Here is an 18,169-nt window from a genome sequence, read left to right on the forward strand (position 1 = left end):
ACCGGGGGCACTTTCACCGGCTCGGTCTGCCGCGGGGGACGTGGCATCAGCGGAGGCTCGTTGCGGGCGATGCGCGGCGGAACCGGCTCGGGGCGTGCCTCGCGCTCGGGGCGCGGCGGCAGGATCGGCTCAGGCGGAAAGCCGGCCAGTGGCGGTTCGTTGCGGCGCTCGGCCAGTGCGGGAGCGGGCCGGCGTACCTCGTCGGCGAAGGAGGGGCGCGGCCGCGGCGGCGGCTCGGGCATTTGCGGTTCGGGATGATCGAGCAGTTCGGGCCGCGGAGCTTCGTCGGTCCAGCTGCTGGTATCGGGCATCGGGGCAAGGCGCGGCGGCTCGGCGGCATTGGAACGCTGCGGAAGCTGGTCGCGGCCGGGCGCTGCGCGCACGATATTGGGCTCGACGACGATGTCGGTGGGACCGCCAATCATCAGGAGATGCTCGACATTGTCACGCCGGACCAGCACCAGGCGGCGCCGGCCATCGACCGCGGCGGCATCGATCACGGCAAGCCGGGGCATCCGGCCGCGCTGGGTGTTGGCACCGAGCCGGCTGCTGGCGAATCGGCGAACCAACCATGCGGCGACGCCGATCAACGCCAGAACGACGATGAACGCCACGATGAAGGTGATTGGGCTGCCTTGCATACTTGTCCCCGACAAATGGCGCTTTTCTCGTGCCCATGGTCAGACGCGCCAACCATCGGCGTGGGATGCCCCAAACTGCGATTTCTTAACGTCCCACGGCAAGTTTTGCCGTCCCCAGCTCTTAATAACCTATGAATCGCTCGATCCAAAACGACTTCTTGGCCTGTGCATGGCCCGCCAAACGGTTGGGTTAATGCCGCTTTTGGATGCGTAGAATCACGGGGGGCGCAAAGTGGTGTTCCATCAAGGGACATGCATCGACGCCATCTTTAACCACCTGTTAACCATACACGCGGCAAATTCTGCCTAGCTTCGGGCCTTTGGTCCGAGAGGCGGAAGGAGCCGCAACGATGTCCATCAACGACCTCCCGGTGCTGTCGGCGCTTCGCACCAAGATGCAGTGGCACCAGGAGCGCCAGCGCGTCCTGTCCGAGAACGTCTCCAATTCCGACACGCCCAAATTCCGGCCGCGCGACCTGGTCGAGCCGAAGCTCGACAAATCAGGCGCCGTCACTGGCTCGATGGGCCCCCTGGCGCTCACCCGCACCAGCGGCTCCCACATGACGCCATCCGGCGCGGCCTCGGGCTTCGACCAGAACAGGAATGCGGGTTTCGAGACCCGTCCCGCGGGCAACGCCGTCAATCTCGAGGAGGAGATGATGAAGGCCGCCAGCAACCAGATGGACTACGCGGCGGCGACCTCGCTCTATTCCAAGAGCCTGCATCTGCTCAAGACCGCGATCGGCAAAGGCTAGAGCATGATCCGGAAAAGTGTGCGGGCGGTTTTCCCTCGCGACAAACGCGGAACGCGTTTGCGCGGAGATCATGCTCAAGAGCTGAGGGAAGCGCATCATGGCGAATGACAGCAGCGACTTTGCCCGCTCGATGGCGATCGCGACCTCCGGCCGGCGCGCGCCGGCCGGGCGCATGCGGGTGATCTCGGAGAACATCGCGAACGCGGATTCGACCTCGCAGACATCAGGTGGCGATCCCTACCGGCGCAAGGTGCCGACCTTCTCCTCCGCGCTGGACCGCACGCTCGACGCGCAGGTCGTCACCCTCGGCAGGATCAAGCCGGACCAGTCGAACTTCCGCACCAAATTCGAGCCGAACAATCCGGCCGCCGATGCGACCGGCAACGTCAAATATCCCAACGTGAACTCGGTGGTCGAGATGACCGACATGCGCGACGCGCAGCGGTCCTATGAGGCCAATCTCAACATCATCAGTGCGACGCGCCGGATGATCCAGCGCACGCTCGACATCCTCAAGAGCTGAACAGGACAATTAAGCCATGGCATCACCGACAATCGCAGCCAATGCTTATGCCAACCTCGCCCGCGTGCTGGAGAACAGCGGCGCCGGCAAGGGCAGCGAAGCGAGCGGGCAGTCCTTCGCGTCGCTCCTGAAAGACGCTGTCGGCAGCGTCATGGAGTCCGGCCGCAAGTCCGACGCGCAGACGGTGGCGATGGCCGCCGGCAAGGCCAACGTGATGGACGTGGTGACGGCGGTCGCCGACACCGACGTCGCGGTGTCCACGCTGGTCTCGGTCCGCGACCGCGTGATCGCGGCATATGAAGACATCATGAAGATGCCGATCTGATCGGTCCTGTCATTCCGGGGCGCGACGAAGTCGCAAACCCGGAATCCATAACCACGATCGGGAGTATGGATTCCGGGCTCTCGCTTCGCGAGCCCCGGAATGACGAACAACTCATAGTGAGAAAAAGAACATGACCGGACCTGAAACCCTCGACGTCGCGCGTGATGCGATCTGGACCATCGTGATCGTGTCGTCGCCGCTGATGGTGGTCGGCCTCGTGGTCGGCGTCGTCGTGTCGCTGTTCCAGGCGCTGACGCAGATCCAGGAGCAGACGCTGATCTACGTGCCGAAGATCCTGGCCATCTTCGCCACGATGCTGCTGGCGCTGCCGTTCATGGCCGACGCACTCCATTCCCACATGATGCGGATCTCGTCGCGAATCATCGGCGGCTGAGGCACAATGCGCCCGTCATGCGCATCGACGTCTCGCTGCTGCCGGCGCTCGCCGCTTCCTTCATGCTCGCCTTCGCCCGGGTCGGTGCGATGGTGATGCTGTTGCCGGGGCTGGGCGAGACCAACATTCCGACGCGGATCAAGCTGGCGATCGCGCTGCTGCTGACGCTGATCATCCTGCCGCTGCATCGCAACGCCTACCACGTCGACATGGGCTCGATCGCGCCGCTGCTGGTCATGATGCTGCATGAGATCGTGATCGGCATCGTGCTGGGGGCGACCGCGCGCGTGACGTTGTCGGCGCTTCAGGTCGCGGGCGCCGTGATTGCGCAGCAGATGGGGCTCGGCTTCGTCACTTCGGTCGATCCGACACAGGGACAGCAGGGCGTGCTGGTCGGCAATTTCCTGACCATGCTCGGGGTGACGCTGCTGTTTGCCACCGACAGCCATCATCTGGTGATCGCTGCGCTGAACGACAGCTACACGATCTTCGCGCCCGGCGAGACCGTATCGAGCGGCGACGTCGCTTCACTGGCGACGCGGGCCTTTGCCGCCGCGTTCAGCCTGGGCTTGCAACTTTCCGGACCGTTTCTGGTGTTCGGCCTCGTCTTCAACATCGGGCTCGGCGTGCTGGCGCGGCTGATGCCGCAGATGCAGGTCTATTTCGTCGGCGTGCCGCTGTCGATCTTCGTGGGCTTCCTGGTGCTCGCCGTGGTGCTCACCGCGATGATGGGCACGTATCTCGACTATTTCATCGGTGTGATGCACCAGATGATGCCGCTCAAATAGGTGATCGATGGCAGACGACAACGATCCCGACAGTCAAACAGAAGACCCGACACAAAAGCGTCTCGAAGAGGCGCTCGAACGCGGCGACGTCGCCAAGAGCCAGGAGATCAACACCTGGTTCATGATCGCGGGCGGCACGCTCGTGGTCTCCACCTTCTCGGGCTCGGTGGGCAGCGGGCTGGTGACGCCGATGCGCAACCTGCTTGCCAATTCCTGGATGATCAAGACCGACGGCAGGGCTCTGCTCGCGCTGATGCAGCAGATCGAGGTCGCCGTGCTCGCAGCGATCGGCGTGCCCCTGCTGATGCTGGTGCTGGCGGCGATTGCCGGCAACGTGCTCCAGCACCGCCTGGTCTGGTCGGCCGAATCCCTCAAACCCAAATTCAGCAAACTGTCGCCGGCCGAGGGCCTCAAGCGCATCTTCGGCAAGCAGGCGGCCGCGAACTTCCTCAAGGGGCTCGGCAAGCTGATCGTGCTCGGCGCGGTCATGACCGTGGTCCTGTGGCCGGAGCGCCATCGCATGGAGGCGATGGTCAGGCTCGATCCGGCCGCCATGCTGGGCGCCAGCACCAGCCTGACCATTCATCTGCTCGGCGCAGTGGTCGCGGCGCTCGCGATCATCGCCATTGGCGACTATTTCTTCCAATATCGCAGCTGGTTCCAGCGGCAGAAGATGTCGCTCCAGGAGATCAAGGAAGAGTTCAAGCAGTCCGAAGGCGACCCGCACATCAAGGGCAAGCTCCGGCAATTGCGCCAGCAGCGCTCCCAGAAGCGCATGATGGCGGCGGTTCCCAAGGCCTCCGTGATCATCACCAACCCGACCCACTATTCGATCGCGCTGTCCTACGAGCGCGGCATGTCTGCGCCGATCTGCGTCGCCAAGGGCGTCGACAACCTCGCCTTCAAGATCCGTGAGATCGCGCGCGAGCACGACATCCCGATCGTCGAGAACGTGCCGCTCGCCCGCGCGCTCTACGCCACCGTCGAAATCGACCAGGAAATCCCGACCGAGCACTACCATGCGGTCGCCGAGGTCATCGGTTACGTCATGCGGCTGAAGCAGGGATTCGGCGCCGGACGCGGATAAAATGCCCGAAAAGTACCGGAAATGGCCGTAATCTGGGAATCAGCGTACCTTTCGCCCTTGCTGCCCTTGCGCCTGCGGGTCCGATTCAGGCAGGGAGGACCCCACGCGCCCCGTAGCGCGTTGATTCTCTGCCGACAGGCTGTGCCAGCTTGAAATGACTGCCGAGACCGACCACGACCTCACACGCGAGCCCGTTGCGGCGCACGAGCCGTCGCCGCGCTCGGGCAGCATTGCGCTGGTGCTGCTGGTGGCCGCCGGCCTCGTCGCCGTCGCCGTCGGGCTGATGACGCTCGGGCGCGCGCAGGCGCAGCCCTATATCCTCGGCATCCTCGCCGTGCTGGCGATGGTTGGCCTGTTCAACCTGTTCGCCTTCGCCGCCGGCATCATCCGCTTCGTCGACCGCAGTCTCGACGATCCCGTGATGGGGCGCATTGCCGACCACGCCTTCGACGGCCTGGCCGTGACCGATCCCCGCGGCCACGTGGTCTATTCCAACGCCGCCTATCTGACGCTCACCGGCGCCAGCGGACCGCAGGAGGTGCGGCCCGTGGAGCGCGTCTTCATCGGCAACCCCGACGTCTCCGAAGCCGTGTTCCGCCTGCTCAAGGCTGCGCGCGAAGGAAAACGGCAGCAGGAAGAGGTGCGCATCTCCGGCCATGACGGCAGCCAGGGCCGCTGGCTGCGCATGCGGGTGCGCCCGCTCGGCACCGGGAAGCGCGAGGCGAAATACGCGGTGTGGTCGATCTCCGACATCACCCGCGACCGCGAGCGCCAGGAGGACGTGTTCCAGGAACTCCAGCACGCGATCGAATATCTCGATCACGCGCCCTGCGGCTTCTTCTCGGTCAACCCGGCAGGCGAGCTCGCCTATGTCAACGCGACACTGGCGAACTGGCTCGACTACGATCTCGCCGAGATCGGCTCGGGCGGGCTGAAGCTCACCGACATCGTCTCCGGCGACGGCGCCTCGCTGCTCACCGCGATCGTGGCGGTGCCGGGCGAGGTGAAGACGGAAGTCTTCGACATCGACTTGCGCATGCGCACCGGCAAGACCATGCCGGTGCGGCTCTATCACAAGCTCGCCTTCGGCGCCGACGGCGCGCCGGGGCCGTCGCGCACGCTCGTCATCAGCCGCGCCCGCGACGAGCGCAGCGATCCCGACCGCGCCGCCGAAGTGCGCTTCATGCGCTTCTTCGACCATACGCCGATGGCGATCGCGACCGTCGACCGAGGCGGCAACGTCGTGCGCGCCAACGCGCGCTACGCCAAGCTCGGGCAGGCGCTCGGGCTCGACAGCGCCAGCAAGTCGATCTTCCGCGCGGTCAATTCGCGCGACCGGCAACTTTTGATCACGGCCATCAACCAGGCCGCGGAGGGCCAAGCCGACGTCGCGCCGGTCGAGGTGGCGCTCGAGGGAGCCAAGGAGCGCTGGGGCCAGTTCTTCGTCACGCCGGTGGATGCGGCCGAGAACGAGGCCGAAGCCGCCATCGTGCACATGCTCGAGACCACCGAGCGGCGCGCGCTGGAGAACCAGATCAACCAGTCGCAGAAGATGGAGACGGTCGGCCAGCTCGCCGGCGGCATCGCCCACGACTTCAACAACGTGCTCTCCGCCATCATGATGGCGAACGACTTCCTGCTGAACGCGCACAAGCCGACCGATCCGTCGTTCCAGGACATCATGCAGATCAAGCAGAACGCGACGCGCGCGGCGACGCTGGTGCGGCAGTTGCTGGCGTTCTCGCGGCGGCAGACGTTGCGGCCGCAGGTGCTCGACCTCGGCGATGCGCTGTCCGATCTCGCCATGCTGCTGCGCCGGCTGATCGGCGAGAAGGTCAAGCACGAGACCATCCACGGCCGCGATCTCTGGCCGGTGAAGGTCGACGTCTCCCAGTTCGAGCAGGTGATCGTCAACCTCGCGGTGAACGCGCGCGACGCCATGCCCGACGGCGGTAAGCTGATCATCCGCACCGCCAACGTCACCGCGGAAGAAGCGGCCAAGCTCGCCTACAAGGGCATGCCGGCCGCGGACTATGTACGGATCGAGGTCGCCGACACCGGCACAGGCATCCCCGCCGATATCCGCGACAAGATTTTCGAGCCGTTCTTCTCGACCAAGGAAGTCGGCAAGGGAACCGGCCTCGGGCTCTCCACCGTCTACGGCATCGTCAAGCAGACCGGCGGCTTCATTTACGTGGACTCGGAACCGGGGCAGGGGACTTCGTTCCATATCTTCCTGCCGCGCCATCACGCCGAGCCGGAGGTGCGGGAGCAGCCCGCAGCAGTGGTCGGCGCGGCCAATGGCGCCGCGAAGGAGACCACGCCTGCGGCGGCGGAGGCCAAGCCGCGCACCGATCTCACCGGACAGGGCACCATCCTTCTCGTCGAGGACGAAGAGGGCCTGCGCGCGCTGAACGCACGCGGCCTGCGCTCGCGCGGCTACACCGTGGTCGAGGCCGAAAACGGCGTCGAGGCCATGGAGGTCCTGGAGGAACAGAGCGGTGCGATCGATCTCGTCGTCTCCGACGTCGTGATGCCCGAGATGGACGGCCCGACGCTGCTGAAGGCGATGCGCGAGAAGAATCCCGACATCAAGTTCATCTTCGTCTCCGGCTACGCCGAGGATGCCTTCGAGAAGAGCCTGCCCGAAGGCCAGCAATTCGACTTCCTGCCAAAGCCGTTCACGCTCAGCCAGCTCGTGGCGGCCGTAAAGGAGACAATGGCAAAGGCGGGATGACGGTGACTACCCCTGTTGATTTGCGAGAGTTCCTCGAAATGACGAGGAAAAAAGCGGCATTCCTGTCGTAAACTCGCCGGTAACCCGCGACCGCAGTTCCTCCGGCTCCCCGGCCAAACCCCCGCCAAATATGGGCTTTTGCCACATCCCCGCGACTGAGGGCCGCAGCCATAAGTTCCGAAACCGGCTTCACTTTTCGGGAAGTCTGCCCATCTTAGGAGCACGTCCCCATGCCGGGGATTTGGGAAACGCACATGACTTTCTCGCAACGCTCCCGCACTCTCTTCAAGACCCTCGCCGTCATGCTGGCGCTTGCGCTGCCGACTGCGCTGGTGATTTCGTCCGCCGACGCCCGCGTCGGTGGTGGCATGTCGTCGGGTTCGCGCGGTTCGCGCACCTATTCGGCGCCGCCGTCGACCACGACCGCGCCGGGCTCGACCTCGCAGTTCAACCGCACCTATACCCAGCCGGGTGCCGGCATGAATTCGGCTGCCGCCGCACCCGCGCGTGGCGGCCTGTTCGGCCGCGCCGGTGGCTTCATGGGCGGCCTTGCGGCCGGCTTCCTCGGCGCAGGCCTGCTCGGCATGCTGTTCGGCGGCGGCCTATTCGGTGGCCTCGGCGGCCTGTCGTCAATCATTGGCCTGATCATCCAGATCGCGCTCGTGGTGTTGGTGGTGCGGCTGGCGATGTCCTGGTGGCAGCGCCGCCACTCGCAGCAGGCGGCCTATGCCAATGCTGATGCAAGCAGCGGTCAGGGACCGCAGCCGAACTATCGCAGCGGCCTCGGTGGCGGTAGCGTCGGTGGTGGACTTGGCGGTGGTCTCGGCGGCTTCGGCTTCGGCGGCGCCAACAACGCGCCGCTCGAGATCAAGCCGGACGACTATGAGGCGTTCGAGCGCCTGCTCGGCGATGTCCAGGCCGCCTGGTCGAACGAGGACGTGGCCAAGCTGCACACGCTCGCGACGCCGGAAATGGTCTCCTATTTCGAGCAGGACCTTGGCCAGAACCGCGCGCGCAACGTCGTCAACAAGGTGACCAACGTCAAGCTGTTGCAGGGCGACCTCGCGGAGGCCTGGCGCGAAGGCGAGACCGAATACGCCACGGTGGCGCTGCGCTTCGCCCTCACCGACAAGACGCTGGACCGCAACAGCGGTACGGTTGTCGCCGGCAGCGAGCAGCCGGGCGAGGCGACCGAGATCTGGACCTTTGCCCGCCGTCCGGGCAGCGGCTGGGAATTGTCGGCGATCCAGCAGACCAACTGATCGTACGCAGATTAAAGACAAGGGCGTCGTGCTTCGGCACGGCGCCCTTTTTCTTTGAGCCGCTTATATCCTGATACGGCCGACCATTTTGCGCGAAGCACTTAATTGCTTGTTGCCCGCGCAGAGCTCCCGCAATTTCGCGCCTGCCGGTTAGAGAGGGAGATATTCGGTGAGCCAGTCTGTCGCGCGCTCCAGGACAAATCACGAAACCATTGCCAGGAATTCGTCCCTGCCGCTGGAGGCGATCGAAACGGCGTATGACCGGATCGAGGCCGAGCGCGACCGCAATTGCTGGATCTATCTCCGCCCGCGGGAGGAGGCGCTCGAAGCATGCCGGAAGCTTGTGGCGCGCGCGCGGACAGGCGAAAATCTTCCGCTGCTCGGCATTCCCTTTGGTGTGAAGGACAATATCGATGTCGAGGGAATGCCGACCACTGCCGCATGCCCCGCGTTCAGCTACACGCCCTGGCATTCCGCGCACAGCGTCGAACGCCTGACCGCGGCCGGCGCAATTTGCCTCGGAAAGACCAATCTCGATCAGTTCGCCACAGGCCTGTCCGGTGCGCGTTCGCCCTATGGCCCCTGCGCGTCGGTTGCCGATGCGCGCTATATTGCGGGCGGCTCCAGTTCCGGGTCCGCGGTCGCCGTCGCGGCGGGGCACGTCGCGTTCGCGCTCGGCACCGATACTGGCGGGTCCGGCCGCATACCTGCCGGCTTCAACAACATCGTCGGAATCAAGCCGACCGTTGGGCTGGTGTCATCACGCGGGCTGGTGCCGAATTGCCCGACGATCGATTGCGTTTCGGTGTTCTGCAATACCGTCAGCGATGGCGAGGCAATCCTCGAAATTATCGAAGGGTTCGATTTCGAAGATCCCTACAGCCGCCTGCCCAGGGCCTTTTCTTTCGCCAGCGGGGCGGTGCCATCGTTCCGGTTCGGCCGCATTGCGGCCGCCGATCTCGAATGCTTCGGCATGCCGGAATGCGGCGAGCTCTATGAGCGCGCCTGCGAGCGTTTCACGCAGATCGGGGGAACGGCGATCGAGGTGGACTTCGCGCCGTTCCGCCAGGCCGGGGAGTTGATGTTCAGCGGACCCTGGGTCGCGGAGCGGCACTCGGCCATCGCTTCGCTTATGGACATCGATTCTGGCTCCCTGCTTGATGTCACGAGGACCGTGCTGGGCTCGGCCGCCGGCTATTCAGCGATCGACACATTTGGTGCCATTCACCGGCTGCACCGGCTTCGCCGCGACGCCGAGGCGATCTTTGCGGGTATCGATGCGCTGGTGGTCCCGACCGCACCGCGGCCGTTCACGCTGGAGGAGATGGATCGCGATCCGATCACCCTCAACAATCGCCTCGGCTACTACTCGTACTTTGCCAATCTGCTCGATCTCTGCGGCGTGGCGGTCCCGAACGCGACATTGCCGAACGGCATGCCGATGGGCGTGACCCTTCTGGCGCCGGCCTGGCATGATCGCGCGCTGATCGGACTGGCGCGGCGGTTCGAGGCCAGTGCAGGCCGAGCGGCGTTCGAATTGAAGTCTGGCGGTTGACGGACGGAATTTATTCCATCTCTTGCTCGAGTGTCGAAAGATCCAGGATCGAAATCACGGATCTGTCGTACCTGATCACGCCTTCCTCCTGGAGCCGCGCGAGCTGTACTGTCACCCATTGGCGGGTGGATCCGATGAGATTGGCGAGATCGCCGTGGGTAAACGGCATCCCGATGACGACCTCGCCGTCGCGCTTAACGCCGTAGACGTGCGACAGGAAGATCAACAGGCTATGCAGCCGCTCGGTCACCGAGCGCGTCCCGAGCATCTGGGCCATCGCCGAATAGCATCGCGCCTTGAATGCCAGGGCATCCAGCAGGGCGACGGCGATCGCCGGCGATTCCAGCGCAAGCCGCCGCAGCGCCAGTCCCGGCATGAACGTCAACAGGCTGGGTTCGGCCGCAACCGATGACCACATGTGCGGGCCCGTTCCGAATATATCGGGGCCGCCGACGAAGTTGCCGGGAAACCAGTAGGCGAGCGTGACCTCGCGCCCCGACGGCGCCGCATAGTAGCTGCGTATGCGTCCCTCGCTGATCAGGTAGATCCCAGCCTGTGTGTCGCCCTGAGACCAAACCAGTTGGCCGGCTTCCAGGGCCTTCTCGCGTCCGATCGCGCGCAGCCGATTGCAATCAGCCCGGTTGAGACCATCCAGCAAGCCGGGCAGCGGCCTGACGAGATTGTCCGACTCGGCCAGCATCACGCCTGCCGCTATCGCGCTATTCGCCCTGTGCATCGCCGGCTCCACGGTGAGACCCGGCATCGATTATTCAAGAACCATGCCAGCGCGCTGCGGGCTGCTTCGCGATTTCCAAGTTCTGGGGGATCAGCTCGCGTCCGACTGATTGAACGCCCGCAACCCTTCTGCGCGGATGACGTCGAGACAATCCTTCTTGAGGGAAAGATAGGTTGGCTCGACCATGACAGAGCTCGACCGCGGGCGCGGCAGCTTGACCGCGACTTCGCGCAGGATGCGGCCGGGTCCCGCGCTCATGATGAGAACACGGTCGGCCAGCACGATGGCCTCATCTATGTCATGCGTGACGAACACGATCGTCGCCTTGATCCGGTCGCGCAGCTCCAGCAGATTGTCTTGCATCACCGCCCGGGTCTGCGCATCGAGGGCTCCGAAGGGCTCGTCCATCAGCAGCACGCGAGGCTGATTGGCCAACGCTCGCGCGATCGCCACGCGCTGTTGCATGCCCCCGGACAGCGTGTTCGGATAGGCGTCGGCGAAACGCTTGAGACCGACCATCGCGATCAGATCGTCGGCGATGGCATTCGCTTCCGTCCTGGACTTCGCAAGCATCCTCGGGCCGTGGGCGATGTTCCTGCGGACAGACTTCCAGGGGAAGAGATGCGGCTGCTGGAACACCATGCCGACATCGGGTCGCGGGCTGTAGACGCGCGAGCCCTCTACCAGGATGTCGCCTTCAAACGGCACTTCCAGTCCGGCGATCGTATTGAGCACCGTCGACTTGCCGCAGCCGGAGGGCCCGACGATGCAAACGAACTCGCTAGGCGCCACGTCGAAGGAAACGCGATCCACCGCGATGGTCTGCCCGCGGCGGGTGTCAAAAACGATGCTCAGGTTTGAGACTTGAATGGCCGGTTGTTTCCGCGCCGATTCGACGGAGGCTGGCGCACTTGCCAGAGCCAGTTTCATGATCGATCGAGCTCCCGACATCAACGCCACCAGACAGTACGTTCCGCAAGAGCCGAAAACAGCCGGTCGGCAGTGAACGAAATCAACCCGAGCGCTGCGAGCCCGCCCATGACCTGGCCCGTTTGCAAATTCTGCTGCGCAATCTCGATCCTGTAGACAATGCCGGCGAAAGCGCCTGCGAGTTCGGCCGCGACAAGCGTGTAAAAGGAGATGCTGACGGCGGTGCGCAACCCGACCACGATGTAGGGAAGCGCGCCCAGCAGCAAGATCTCCTGGAGCATCTGCCGCCGGGGCGTGCCGAGCATCAACGCCGCCCGAATCAGGCCGCGGTCGACCTTCTGCACGCCGATGTGGGTCGAAAGCCAAACCGTGAAGAACACGCCCCATACGACGAGGAACAGTTTTCCCGCCTCCGACAGGCCGAACCACAGGATGACGATCGGCACGAAAGCAATCGGCGGAATTGGCCGCAGGATGTGGAATAGCGGGGACAGCAAGCTCGAAACAACAGGGAATTGGCCGGTGAGGATACCGAGCAGGATGCCGAGCGCGCCGCCTAAGATGAACCCCGTGGTGACGCGAAAGAGGCTGGCCAGCAGATCGCCAAGGAACTGCCCGCTTCGTATCCACTCAAGGACCGCCGCAGCTACCACCGTCGGCGGCGGAAACAGCACCATGTTGACGGCCCCGGAACGAGAGACCAGTTCCCAGAGGCCGACGAACAGGGGAAGCGAAAGCGCCCCGATCAGAATATTGAGGCGGCGAAGACGAGCTGAATCCGGCCGCCGACCGCGACCGTCGGTGCGGAGAGCAATTTCTTGTCCTGCTGAAGTGCCGTCCTGCATGGCTGTGCGGGTGCCTATTTCCACGAGAGCGTGACGCGTGCGGGGTCGACCTTCTTCAGCGGCTCGGCGACGACGACCTTGCTGAAGTCGGGCATCACCGCTCCCGGAGGATGGTTGCCGCTCTCGAGGCGCCATGCGGAGTGGGTCTTGAGAATCTCGATCAGCCGGTCGTCGAGACGCACCCGGTAAACATAGTCGGCCCAGATCGGAGCGAGGTCGTCCCGCTTCATGCCGACCGCGTCCGCCACGACCGTGATCGCTTCATCCGGGTGTGCTTTCATCCAGACCTCGGCGTCGATCAGTGAGGCGATGAACTTCTCAACCAGCGCAGGGTTGGCATCCAGATAGGGTCTCGTGACGACGATGTTGAACGTCTCGGAGTAAGTGCCCGTTGTATCGAGCTCAGCGACGGTTTCGCTGAGGGCCTTCTTGGCGTTGGCGATGTGGGGTTCCCAAGTGTCGATCGCGTCGATACTTCCTGCTGCAAGTGCCGGCAGCATCTCCTGCGGCCGCAGGTTGACGAGGGTGACATCCTTGGGAGTCAATCCCGCCGACTTCAGCAAAGTCGCCGTGTAGACCTCGCTGCCGGTGCCGGCAGTGAATCCGATTCGCTTGCCGCGAAGATCTGCCTTGGTCTTGACGCCGGCCTTGGCCGCGACGACCGTCTTGAGGTCGGAATATTCCATGCCGGCGACGAAGGCGATGGGCTGGTTTGCCATCGCCGAAGCGGTGACCGGCGCCTCCGCCGTCGTCGCGATGTCGGCGCCGCCCCCGATCACGGTGTCCAGGCACTGCTTGCCGGACGTGAAGTTCGAGACGGTGATGTCCAGTCCGTTCTTTTCGAAAATCCCCTTCGATTTGGCGACGATCGCAAGGCCGGAGATCGGTCCGAGGTTTTGCGCAAGCCGGGCTTTGAGCAATTCCGCGGCCGAGGCGCGGCCCGGACTGATGGCAAGGCAGCAAAGCGCGGCATAGCCGGCAATTGCCGCGATTGGGCGGACGGTGTTCCAGTGCATGACGATCTCCCCTCGCGCCGCGCCCGGCGGCAGCCCCGATGTGATCGCGGATGCCGCCCTGAACGGCCCCACAGCAGACTCCCGCGTCCTCTCCTGGGCGATCTCTTGAGGATCGGCCCAACGTTGGTATGCTCGCCCGGCGCTACTGCCTCGGGAAGCAATTAATCGACACGGCCCTCGGGGCGCCGGTCGCGCGCCGCCGCCCGAGGTGATGCGCGTGCGGCGGATGGCCGCTGGAATAATGTCTGTCGTGACGGGTTCATGTCAGCGGACCAAAGACCGTCCAGCCGGGCGCAATCGCAGGAACAATCGGGAGGATAGGATGAGCATTCTTGCCAGGGTCATCGTGCCAGCAGGCGTTGCGCTCGCGGTCTTCGCAAGTCCATCGGTGCGGGCGCAGTCAGCCGACATGACCTTCTTTGTGACCTCGAGCGGGCCGGGCAAGGGAGCCGATCTCGGCGGCCTGGAAGGGGCCGATGCGCAGTGCCAGAAGCTGGCGCAGGCCGGCGGCGCCGGCGCCAAGACCTGGCGCGCCTATCTCTCGACGCAGGCCGCTGACGGCAAGCCCGCCGTCAATGCCAAGGACCGCATTGGCAAGGGACCGTGGCAGAATGCCAAGGGTGCGGTGATTGCCAAGGACGTTGCCGACCTGCACGGCGCGGCCAATAACCTCACCAAGCAGACAGCGCTCAGCGAGAAGGGCGAGGTCATCAACGGCGCCGGCGACACGCCGAACCGGCACGATATCCTCACGGGATCGCAACCGGACGGCACCGCTTTTGCCGCGGGCGACGACAAGACCTGCAGGAACTGGACGTCGAGCACGCAGGGCGCGGCGGTCGTCGGCCATGCCGATCGTAAGGGCCTGCGCGACGACGAGCCGTCAAAGTCCTGGAACAGCTCTCACCCCTCGCGCGGTCCTGACGGCGGCTGCTCGCAGGCCGATCTGAAGAGCACCGGCGGCGACGGCCTGCTGTTTTGTTTCGCGGCGAATTGAGTTAGGGCGCGCAGCTCTCTCCCCGCGACATTGCGAGCGTAGCGAAGCAATCCAGACTGTCTCCGCGGAAAGATTCTGGATTGCTTCGCTTGCGCTCGCAATGACGGGGTATGTGGTGCCGCCGTTCCGTCTCGCTCTAACGGAACCTTCGGCCGCATGTTACATGTCCGACCGCTTCCACGCTCACGGACCCTTCCCATGAAATACGAGCTCTACTACTGGCCCGAGATCCAGGGCCGCGGCGAATATGTGCGGCTGGCGCTGGAGGAGGCGGGGGCGGCTTATATCGACGTCGCGCGGGGGGCGCGCGGCACCAGCGCCATGATGAAGATGATGGACGCGCATGGCGGCACGCCGCCCTTTGCACCGCCGTTCCTGAAAGCGGGCAAGCTCGTCATCGGCCAGACCGCCAACATCCTGCTCTATCTCGGCGCCCGTCATGGGCTCGCGCCGAAGACGGAAGCCGGCAAGCTTTGGGTGCACCAGCTTCAGCTCACCATCACCGACCTCGTGACCGAGATCCACGACACCCATCACCCGCTCGGGCCTTCGATGTACTATGAAGATCAGAAGGCGCCGGCGAAGAAGCGCACGGCCGAGTTTTGGGACGAGCGCGTGCCGAAATATCTCGGCTATTTCGAGGAGCTCCTCGCGTGTAATGGCGGTGCCTATGTCACCGGTCGCAGGCTGACTTACCTCGATCTCTCCCTGTTCCAGATCGTCGATGGGCTGCGCTACGCCTTTCCCAAGCGCATGAAGGCGTTTGAGAGAAATATCCCGGGCCTCGTCAGCCTGCACGACCGCATCGCCGCGCGGCCGAACATCAAGGCCTATCTCGAAAGTGAGCGCCGCATTCCCTTCAACGAGCAAGGCATTTTCCGCCGCTACAAGGAATTGGACAATTAGCCGGTCCGGATAGCGGCTCACCACACGCCGGGCAGCAGGCGATAGCGCACGCGCGTCATATAGTCGGAATAGCCCGGCAGGCCCTCGCGCAGCGTGCGCTCCTCGATGCCGATGCGAACAGCAAACAAAACGACGATGACCGGCGCTATCGCAAGGCCCCACCACGAGCCCAGCAGCAGCGGCACGCCGGCGAAGAACAGGATCATGCCGCTGTACATGGGATGGCGCACATGCGCGTAAGGCCCCGTCGAGACCACGTGCTGTGCGCGTTCGGCCTGGAGCTTCACCACGGGCGCGGCGAACGAGTTCTCGCGGAACACCCACAGGATGAACAGCGTCGAGAGGACGAACAGCACGAGACCGAGCGCCTGGAACGCAACCGGCACGTCGGAGGACTGCGTGCGCCGGTCGAGCCCCATCGCGGCCAGCCAGGCCAGCATCGCAATGGCGAAGACGATCATGAAGGCCTTGTCGGCGGCAGGCTGGTCCTTTTGCAGGACCGGCCGCAGACGTTCGGCGAGCAGCGCCGGATCGACCCGATAAAGCCACCAGCCACAGAGCGGGCCGAGCAGGGCGCAGGTGGCGAGGAACACCCAGGCCGAAGGCCAATGCATCGTCCCGGCGCAAGCGAACAGCAGCGCGCCCATGCCGGCGGTGGTGATCGTGTTCTGCAACAGCAGTTTTGCGATCATGCGCAGGTCCCGGGTCAGCCGCGCACGATATTGGTCCCGCTATCCGGCGAAGATGCGGCCGGACACGCGAAAAGCCCGATCGACCGGATCGGGCGTTTCATCTTTGACCGGCCTGATCAGGCGAGCTGATCGATCCGCGTGCCCTGACCCGGCGGAAGCGGCGCGGGCGGCGGCGGCTTGTAGGTCGGGTCGTTGTCCTTGGTCTTCTGGTCGTCCTGCTGCTTGGTCGTGTCGTAGCTCGGCACCACGATCGCGATCGGCGGCGGCGCAACGGTAGAAACGCTCATCCACAAATCCTCACACATGGAAACGATTGACCTTGCGCTGTGAGGAGCGAAGCTTCCGTCAAGCCAATCGTTAAAATGCGAAGGAGTTGGTGCGGTGGGATGCGCTGTTTTCGTGTCGGGTATCGCTCGATGTGGGGGAAGCCGAATCTCTCCTCGTCATTGCGAGTGCAGCGAAGCAATCCAGAGTACCTCGGCAGAGACAGACTGGATTGCTTCGCTGCGCTCGCAATGACGAAGTGTGTGGCGGGCGGCGTCGCGATGCTTGCGTCGCCCCGTGCGTGGAAAGAGCGCGAAAAAGTACCCCGTCTATTCGTCCTTGCCGCGCGTGATCGCGATGGATGCGTCCGTCTTGGTGCGGGTGCATTCCATGTTGAGGCGGCGGTAGCGCATGACGACCTTGTCGCCGCGCAACAGTCCCATCCGCTTCAGGCAGCGTGTCGCGCCCGTCGTAGTGTCGTCCTTCGTCACGGTGAAGACGATTGCCGCCATCGAACTCACCAGCGCAAAGAACTCTGGCGTGGGCTTGCGATCGCCCTTGGCATAGAGCTCGATGGAATATTTGTCGCCGCGGCAACCCACGGACAGCTCCTTGGCTGCGGGGTGCGAGAGGTAGACGATGTTGGCGGCCCGGAAATTCACCTTGAGGCGCTCGACCTGGTTCGACAGCTCCTTGGCGCTGTCGTCGCAACGATCGGCGCGCGCTGGCGATGCAAGAGCCACAAGGCCGGTGATGGCGGCGGCGACCAGGATCGCGCCGCGGACGTTCGAGTTCAATGTCATGATAAAAAGCCCCTTGGAGGGCGCATAAAAGCCTGTACTCCGAGGCCATGCAAGACCTTCGATCAGGCCTGTTTGCGAACGGTCGTGCCGTTTAGACGCCCCGGGCGCCGAGAAGCTCTTTTTCAATTGTTTGCTTCAACTGCTTCAAATCCTCCAGATGTCCACCAATCCGCGACACGTCGGCCTTTGTGATGGAATCGCGAACGTCCGCGACGACGCTGCGCGAACTTGCCGCGACCTGGCGGACGCCCTTTGCCAGATCCTCGCCCTTTGCGAAGTAGCTTGAACCAATCAGAAGGCTGCCGCCCGGCAGTCTGGCGATTCGTTCTTTCACGCCTTCGACCGTTGAAACGATCGCATCTGTATTCAACAGGGCGTAGTCGTTCAGTTGGGAGACTATGTCGGTTAGCAGGATCGCCACCTCTTGGACGGTGTCGACCATCGGGCCGCTCTGTTCGAGACGTTCGGTGGCCCTCTTTGCTGGGACAATGGCCTTCACATAGAAGTTGTACCCCACAAACACGATTACCGCGGACCCCACCAAGAGAAACGCAATCGCAGGCTGCTCGTGTCCGGAAAGAGCCAAGAGACAAGCCATCACCAAGGTCGCTGCCGCAAGGACCAGCAAGGCGAGCGCATAGCCGCCGGCTTCCCAACCTTTGATGACAGAGCCGGTGATTTGGTCGCTGAACTTCACGACTGGCGTGGTAATTCCTGACATCTCGATTTCCCCATTTTCCCCGACGCGATTGCGGACATAAAATCGCAAAATCAGAGGTGGCGATAGCGTTCCGGTGCTGCATCGGGACACTCGGAGAATGTGCGGGGCGGGGCCCCCCAATTGTGGGGAGGCGAAAACCTTCCATTTGTGGGAAAAGGGCTTAGAAAGGCTCTATCTTTCGGCGCCTTTGGC

Annotated in this window: 20 protein-coding genes; 11 read left to right on the forward strand and 9 right to left on the reverse strand. The window is 64.0% G+C overall.

The window, feature by feature from the left end:
* Positions 1-641: flagellar biosynthetic protein FliO (locus tag AC0L3X_RS43730; protein ID WP_473317468.1), on the reverse strand; the 641-nt coding region annotated here is incomplete at its 3' end.
* 350 nt (positions 642-991) lie between these two features.
* Here AC0L3X_RS43730 and flgB point away from each other — a divergent pair.
* The 9 genes from flgB to atzF all read left to right on the forward strand — a co-directional run bounded on the left by flgB (position 992) and on the right by atzF (position 10,067).
* A complete protein-coding gene (gene flgB / locus AC0L3X_RS43735) occupies positions 992-1,396 on the forward strand; it encodes a flagellar basal body rod protein FlgB (RefSeq protein WP_063982288.1) in 405 nt (134 codons plus the stop codon).
* A 97-nt stretch (positions 1,397-1,493) separates the two neighbouring features.
* Complete coding sequence (gene flgC / locus AC0L3X_RS43740; protein WP_473317469.1) at positions 1,494-1,919, forward strand: flagellar basal body rod protein FlgC; 426 nt, start codon at positions 1,494-1,496, stop codon at positions 1,917-1,919.
* Between the two features lie 16 nt (positions 1,920-1,935).
* Positions 1,936-2,244 carry a flagellar hook-basal body complex protein FliE gene (fliE, locus tag AC0L3X_RS43745; protein ID WP_008142413.1) on the forward strand — a complete coding sequence of 103 codons (309 nt, stop codon included), beginning with the start codon at positions 1,936-1,938 and terminating at the stop codon, positions 2,242-2,244.
* Between the two features lie 130 nt (positions 2,245-2,374).
* On the forward strand, positions 2,375-2,638 hold the full coding sequence (fliQ, locus tag AC0L3X_RS43750; RefSeq protein WP_014494021.1) for a flagellar biosynthesis protein FliQ: 264 nt from the start codon (positions 2,375-2,377) through the stop codon (positions 2,636-2,638).
* A 17-nt stretch (positions 2,639-2,655) separates the two neighbouring features.
* Positions 2,656-3,426 carry a flagellar biosynthetic protein FliR gene (fliR, locus tag AC0L3X_RS43755; RefSeq protein WP_028148497.1) on the forward strand — a complete coding sequence of 257 codons (771 nt, stop codon included), beginning with the start codon at positions 2,656-2,658 and terminating at the stop codon, positions 3,424-3,426.
* A gap of 7 nt (positions 3,427-3,433) precedes the next feature.
* Positions 3,434-4,513: a flagellar biosynthesis protein FlhB gene (gene flhB / locus AC0L3X_RS43760; protein ID WP_354131396.1), complete on the forward strand. Its 1,080-nt coding sequence runs from the start codon at positions 3,434-3,436 to the stop codon at positions 4,511-4,513.
* A 154-nt stretch (positions 4,514-4,667) separates the two neighbouring features.
* The gene (gene cckA / locus AC0L3X_RS43765; RefSeq protein WP_473317470.1) at positions 4,668-7,250 is read left to right on the forward strand and encodes a cell cycle histidine kinase CckA; all 2,583 of its coding nucleotides are present in this window, start codon (positions 4,668-4,670) and stop codon (positions 7,248-7,250) included.
* A gap of 230 nt (positions 7,251-7,480) precedes the next feature.
* The gene (locus tag AC0L3X_RS43770) at positions 7,481-8,512 is read left to right on the forward strand and encodes a Tim44 domain-containing protein (protein ID WP_231142304.1); all 1,032 of its coding nucleotides are present in this window, start codon (positions 7,481-7,483) and stop codon (positions 8,510-8,512) included.
* Positions 8,513-8,681: 169 nt separating this feature from the next.
* Positions 8,682-10,067 (forward strand): allophanate hydrolase, encoded by a 1,386-nt coding sequence (atzF, locus tag AC0L3X_RS43775; RefSeq protein ID WP_063982292.1) that lies wholly within the window; start codon positions 8,682-8,684, stop codon positions 10,065-10,067.
* A gap of 10 nt (positions 10,068-10,077) precedes the next feature.
* Here the strand turns inward: atzF and AC0L3X_RS43780 are convergent, their stop codons facing one another.
* The 4 genes from AC0L3X_RS43780 to AC0L3X_RS43795 all read right to left on the reverse strand — a co-directional run bounded on the left by AC0L3X_RS43780 (position 10,078) and on the right by AC0L3X_RS43795 (position 13,594).
* A complete protein-coding gene (locus tag AC0L3X_RS43780; RefSeq protein ID WP_063986244.1) occupies positions 10,078-10,803 on the reverse strand; it encodes a Crp/Fnr family transcriptional regulator in 726 nt (241 codons plus the stop codon).
* A 90-nt stretch (positions 10,804-10,893) separates the two neighbouring features.
* Positions 10,894-11,733, reverse strand: coding sequence for an ABC transporter ATP-binding protein (locus AC0L3X_RS43785; protein WP_063982293.1), 840 nt, complete (start codon positions 11,731-11,733; stop codon positions 10,894-10,896).
* 20 nt (positions 11,734-11,753) lie between these two features.
* A complete protein-coding gene (locus AC0L3X_RS43790; RefSeq protein ID WP_354131397.1) occupies positions 11,754-12,578 on the reverse strand; it encodes an ABC transporter permease in 825 nt (274 codons plus the stop codon).
* Positions 12,579-12,592: 14 nt separating this feature from the next.
* On the reverse strand, positions 12,593-13,594 hold the full coding sequence (locus AC0L3X_RS43795; RefSeq protein ID WP_473317471.1) for an NrtA/SsuA/CpmA family ABC transporter substrate-binding protein: 1,002 nt from the start codon (positions 13,592-13,594) through the stop codon (positions 12,593-12,595).
* Between the two features lie 322 nt (positions 13,595-13,916).
* Here AC0L3X_RS43795 and AC0L3X_RS43800 point away from each other — a divergent pair, with 322 nt between their 5' ends.
* On the forward strand, positions 13,917-14,591 hold the full coding sequence (locus tag AC0L3X_RS43800) for a lectin (protein ID WP_354131399.1): 675 nt from the start codon (positions 13,917-13,919) through the stop codon (positions 14,589-14,591).
* Between the two features lie 198 nt (positions 14,592-14,789).
* Positions 14,790-15,497, forward strand: coding sequence for a glutathione S-transferase (locus AC0L3X_RS43805; RefSeq protein ID WP_354131400.1), 708 nt, complete (start codon positions 14,790-14,792; stop codon positions 15,495-15,497).
* Positions 15,498-15,514: 17 nt separating this feature from the next.
* Here the strand turns inward: AC0L3X_RS43805 and AC0L3X_RS43810 are convergent, their stop codons facing one another.
* The 4 genes from AC0L3X_RS43810 to AC0L3X_RS43825 form a co-directional block, all read right to left on the reverse strand.
* Positions 15,515-16,189, reverse strand: a complete 675-nt coding sequence (locus AC0L3X_RS43810) for a methyltransferase family protein (RefSeq protein ID WP_354131401.1) — start codon at positions 16,187-16,189, stop codon at positions 15,515-15,517.
* Between the two features lie 116 nt (positions 16,190-16,305).
* On the reverse strand, positions 16,306-16,476 hold the full coding sequence (locus AC0L3X_RS43815; RefSeq protein WP_014494035.1) for a hypothetical protein: 171 nt from the start codon (positions 16,474-16,476) through the stop codon (positions 16,306-16,308).
* Between the two features lie 306 nt (positions 16,477-16,782).
* Positions 16,783-17,256, reverse strand: coding sequence for a hypothetical protein (locus AC0L3X_RS43820; protein ID WP_354131402.1), 474 nt, complete (start codon positions 17,254-17,256; stop codon positions 16,783-16,785).
* Between the two features lie 91 nt (positions 17,257-17,347).
* Positions 17,348-17,977, reverse strand: a complete 630-nt coding sequence (locus tag AC0L3X_RS43825) for a hypothetical protein (RefSeq protein WP_354131403.1) — start codon at positions 17,975-17,977, stop codon at positions 17,348-17,350.
* Positions 17,978-18,169: the final 192 nt, after the last annotated feature.

The sequence above is a fragment of the Bradyrhizobium sp. MI1.7 genome (genome assembly GCF_055811795.1).

Coding starts and splice junctions, on each gene's coding strand:
- AC0L3X_RS43785 (WP_063982293.1), bottom strand. CDS start 11,733: ATGAAACTGGCTCTGGCAAGTGCGCCAGCCTCCGTCGAATCGGCGCGG.
- AC0L3X_RS43815 (WP_014494035.1), bottom strand. CDS start 16,476: ATGAGCGTTTCTACCGTTGCGCCGCCGCCGATCGCGATCGTGGTGCCG.
- AC0L3X_RS43805 (WP_354131400.1), top strand. CDS start 14,790: ATGAAATACGAGCTCTACTACTGGCCCGAGATCCAGGGCCGCGGCGAA.
- AC0L3X_RS43770 (WP_231142304.1), top strand. CDS start 7,481: ATGCCGGGGATTTGGGAAACGCACATGACTTTCTCGCAACGCTCCCGC.
- fliQ (WP_014494021.1), top strand. CDS start 2,375: ATGACCGGACCTGAAACCCTCGACGTCGCGCGTGATGCGATCTGGACC.
- flgC (WP_473317469.1), top strand. CDS start 1,494: ATGGCGAATGACAGCAGCGACTTTGCCCGCTCGATGGCGATCGCGACC.
- AC0L3X_RS43780 (WP_063986244.1), bottom strand. CDS start 10,803: ATGCACAGGGCGAATAGCGCGATAGCGGCAGGCGTGATGCTGGCCGAG.
- fliR (WP_028148497.1), top strand. CDS start 2,656: ATGCGCATCGACGTCTCGCTGCTGCCGGCGCTCGCCGCTTCCTTCATG.
- AC0L3X_RS43810 (WP_354131401.1), bottom strand. CDS start 16,189: ATGATCGCAAAACTGCTGTTGCAGAACACGATCACCACCGCCGGCATG.
- AC0L3X_RS43825 (WP_354131403.1), bottom strand. CDS start 17,977: ATGTCAGGAATTACCACGCCAGTCGTGAAGTTCAGCGACCAAATCACC.
- flgB (WP_063982288.1), top strand. CDS start 992: ATGTCCATCAACGACCTCCCGGTGCTGTCGGCGCTTCGCACCAAGATG.
- AC0L3X_RS43790 (WP_354131397.1), bottom strand. CDS start 12,578: ATGCAGGACGGCACTTCAGCAGGACAAGAAATTGCTCTCCGCACCGAC.
- AC0L3X_RS43795 (WP_473317471.1), bottom strand. CDS start 13,594: ATGCACTGGAACACCGTCCGCCCAATCGCGGCAATTGCCGGCTATGCC.
- fliE (WP_008142413.1), top strand. CDS start 1,936: ATGGCATCACCGACAATCGCAGCCAATGCTTATGCCAACCTCGCCCGC.
- AC0L3X_RS43820 (WP_354131402.1), bottom strand. CDS start 17,256: ATGACATTGAACTCGAACGTCCGCGGCGCGATCCTGGTCGCCGCCGCC.
- cckA (WP_473317470.1), top strand. CDS start 4,668: ATGACTGCCGAGACCGACCACGACCTCACACGCGAGCCCGTTGCGGCG.
- AC0L3X_RS43800 (WP_354131399.1), top strand. CDS start 13,917: ATGAGCATTCTTGCCAGGGTCATCGTGCCAGCAGGCGTTGCGCTCGCG.
- flhB (WP_354131396.1), top strand. CDS start 3,434: ATGGCAGACGACAACGATCCCGACAGTCAAACAGAAGACCCGACACAA.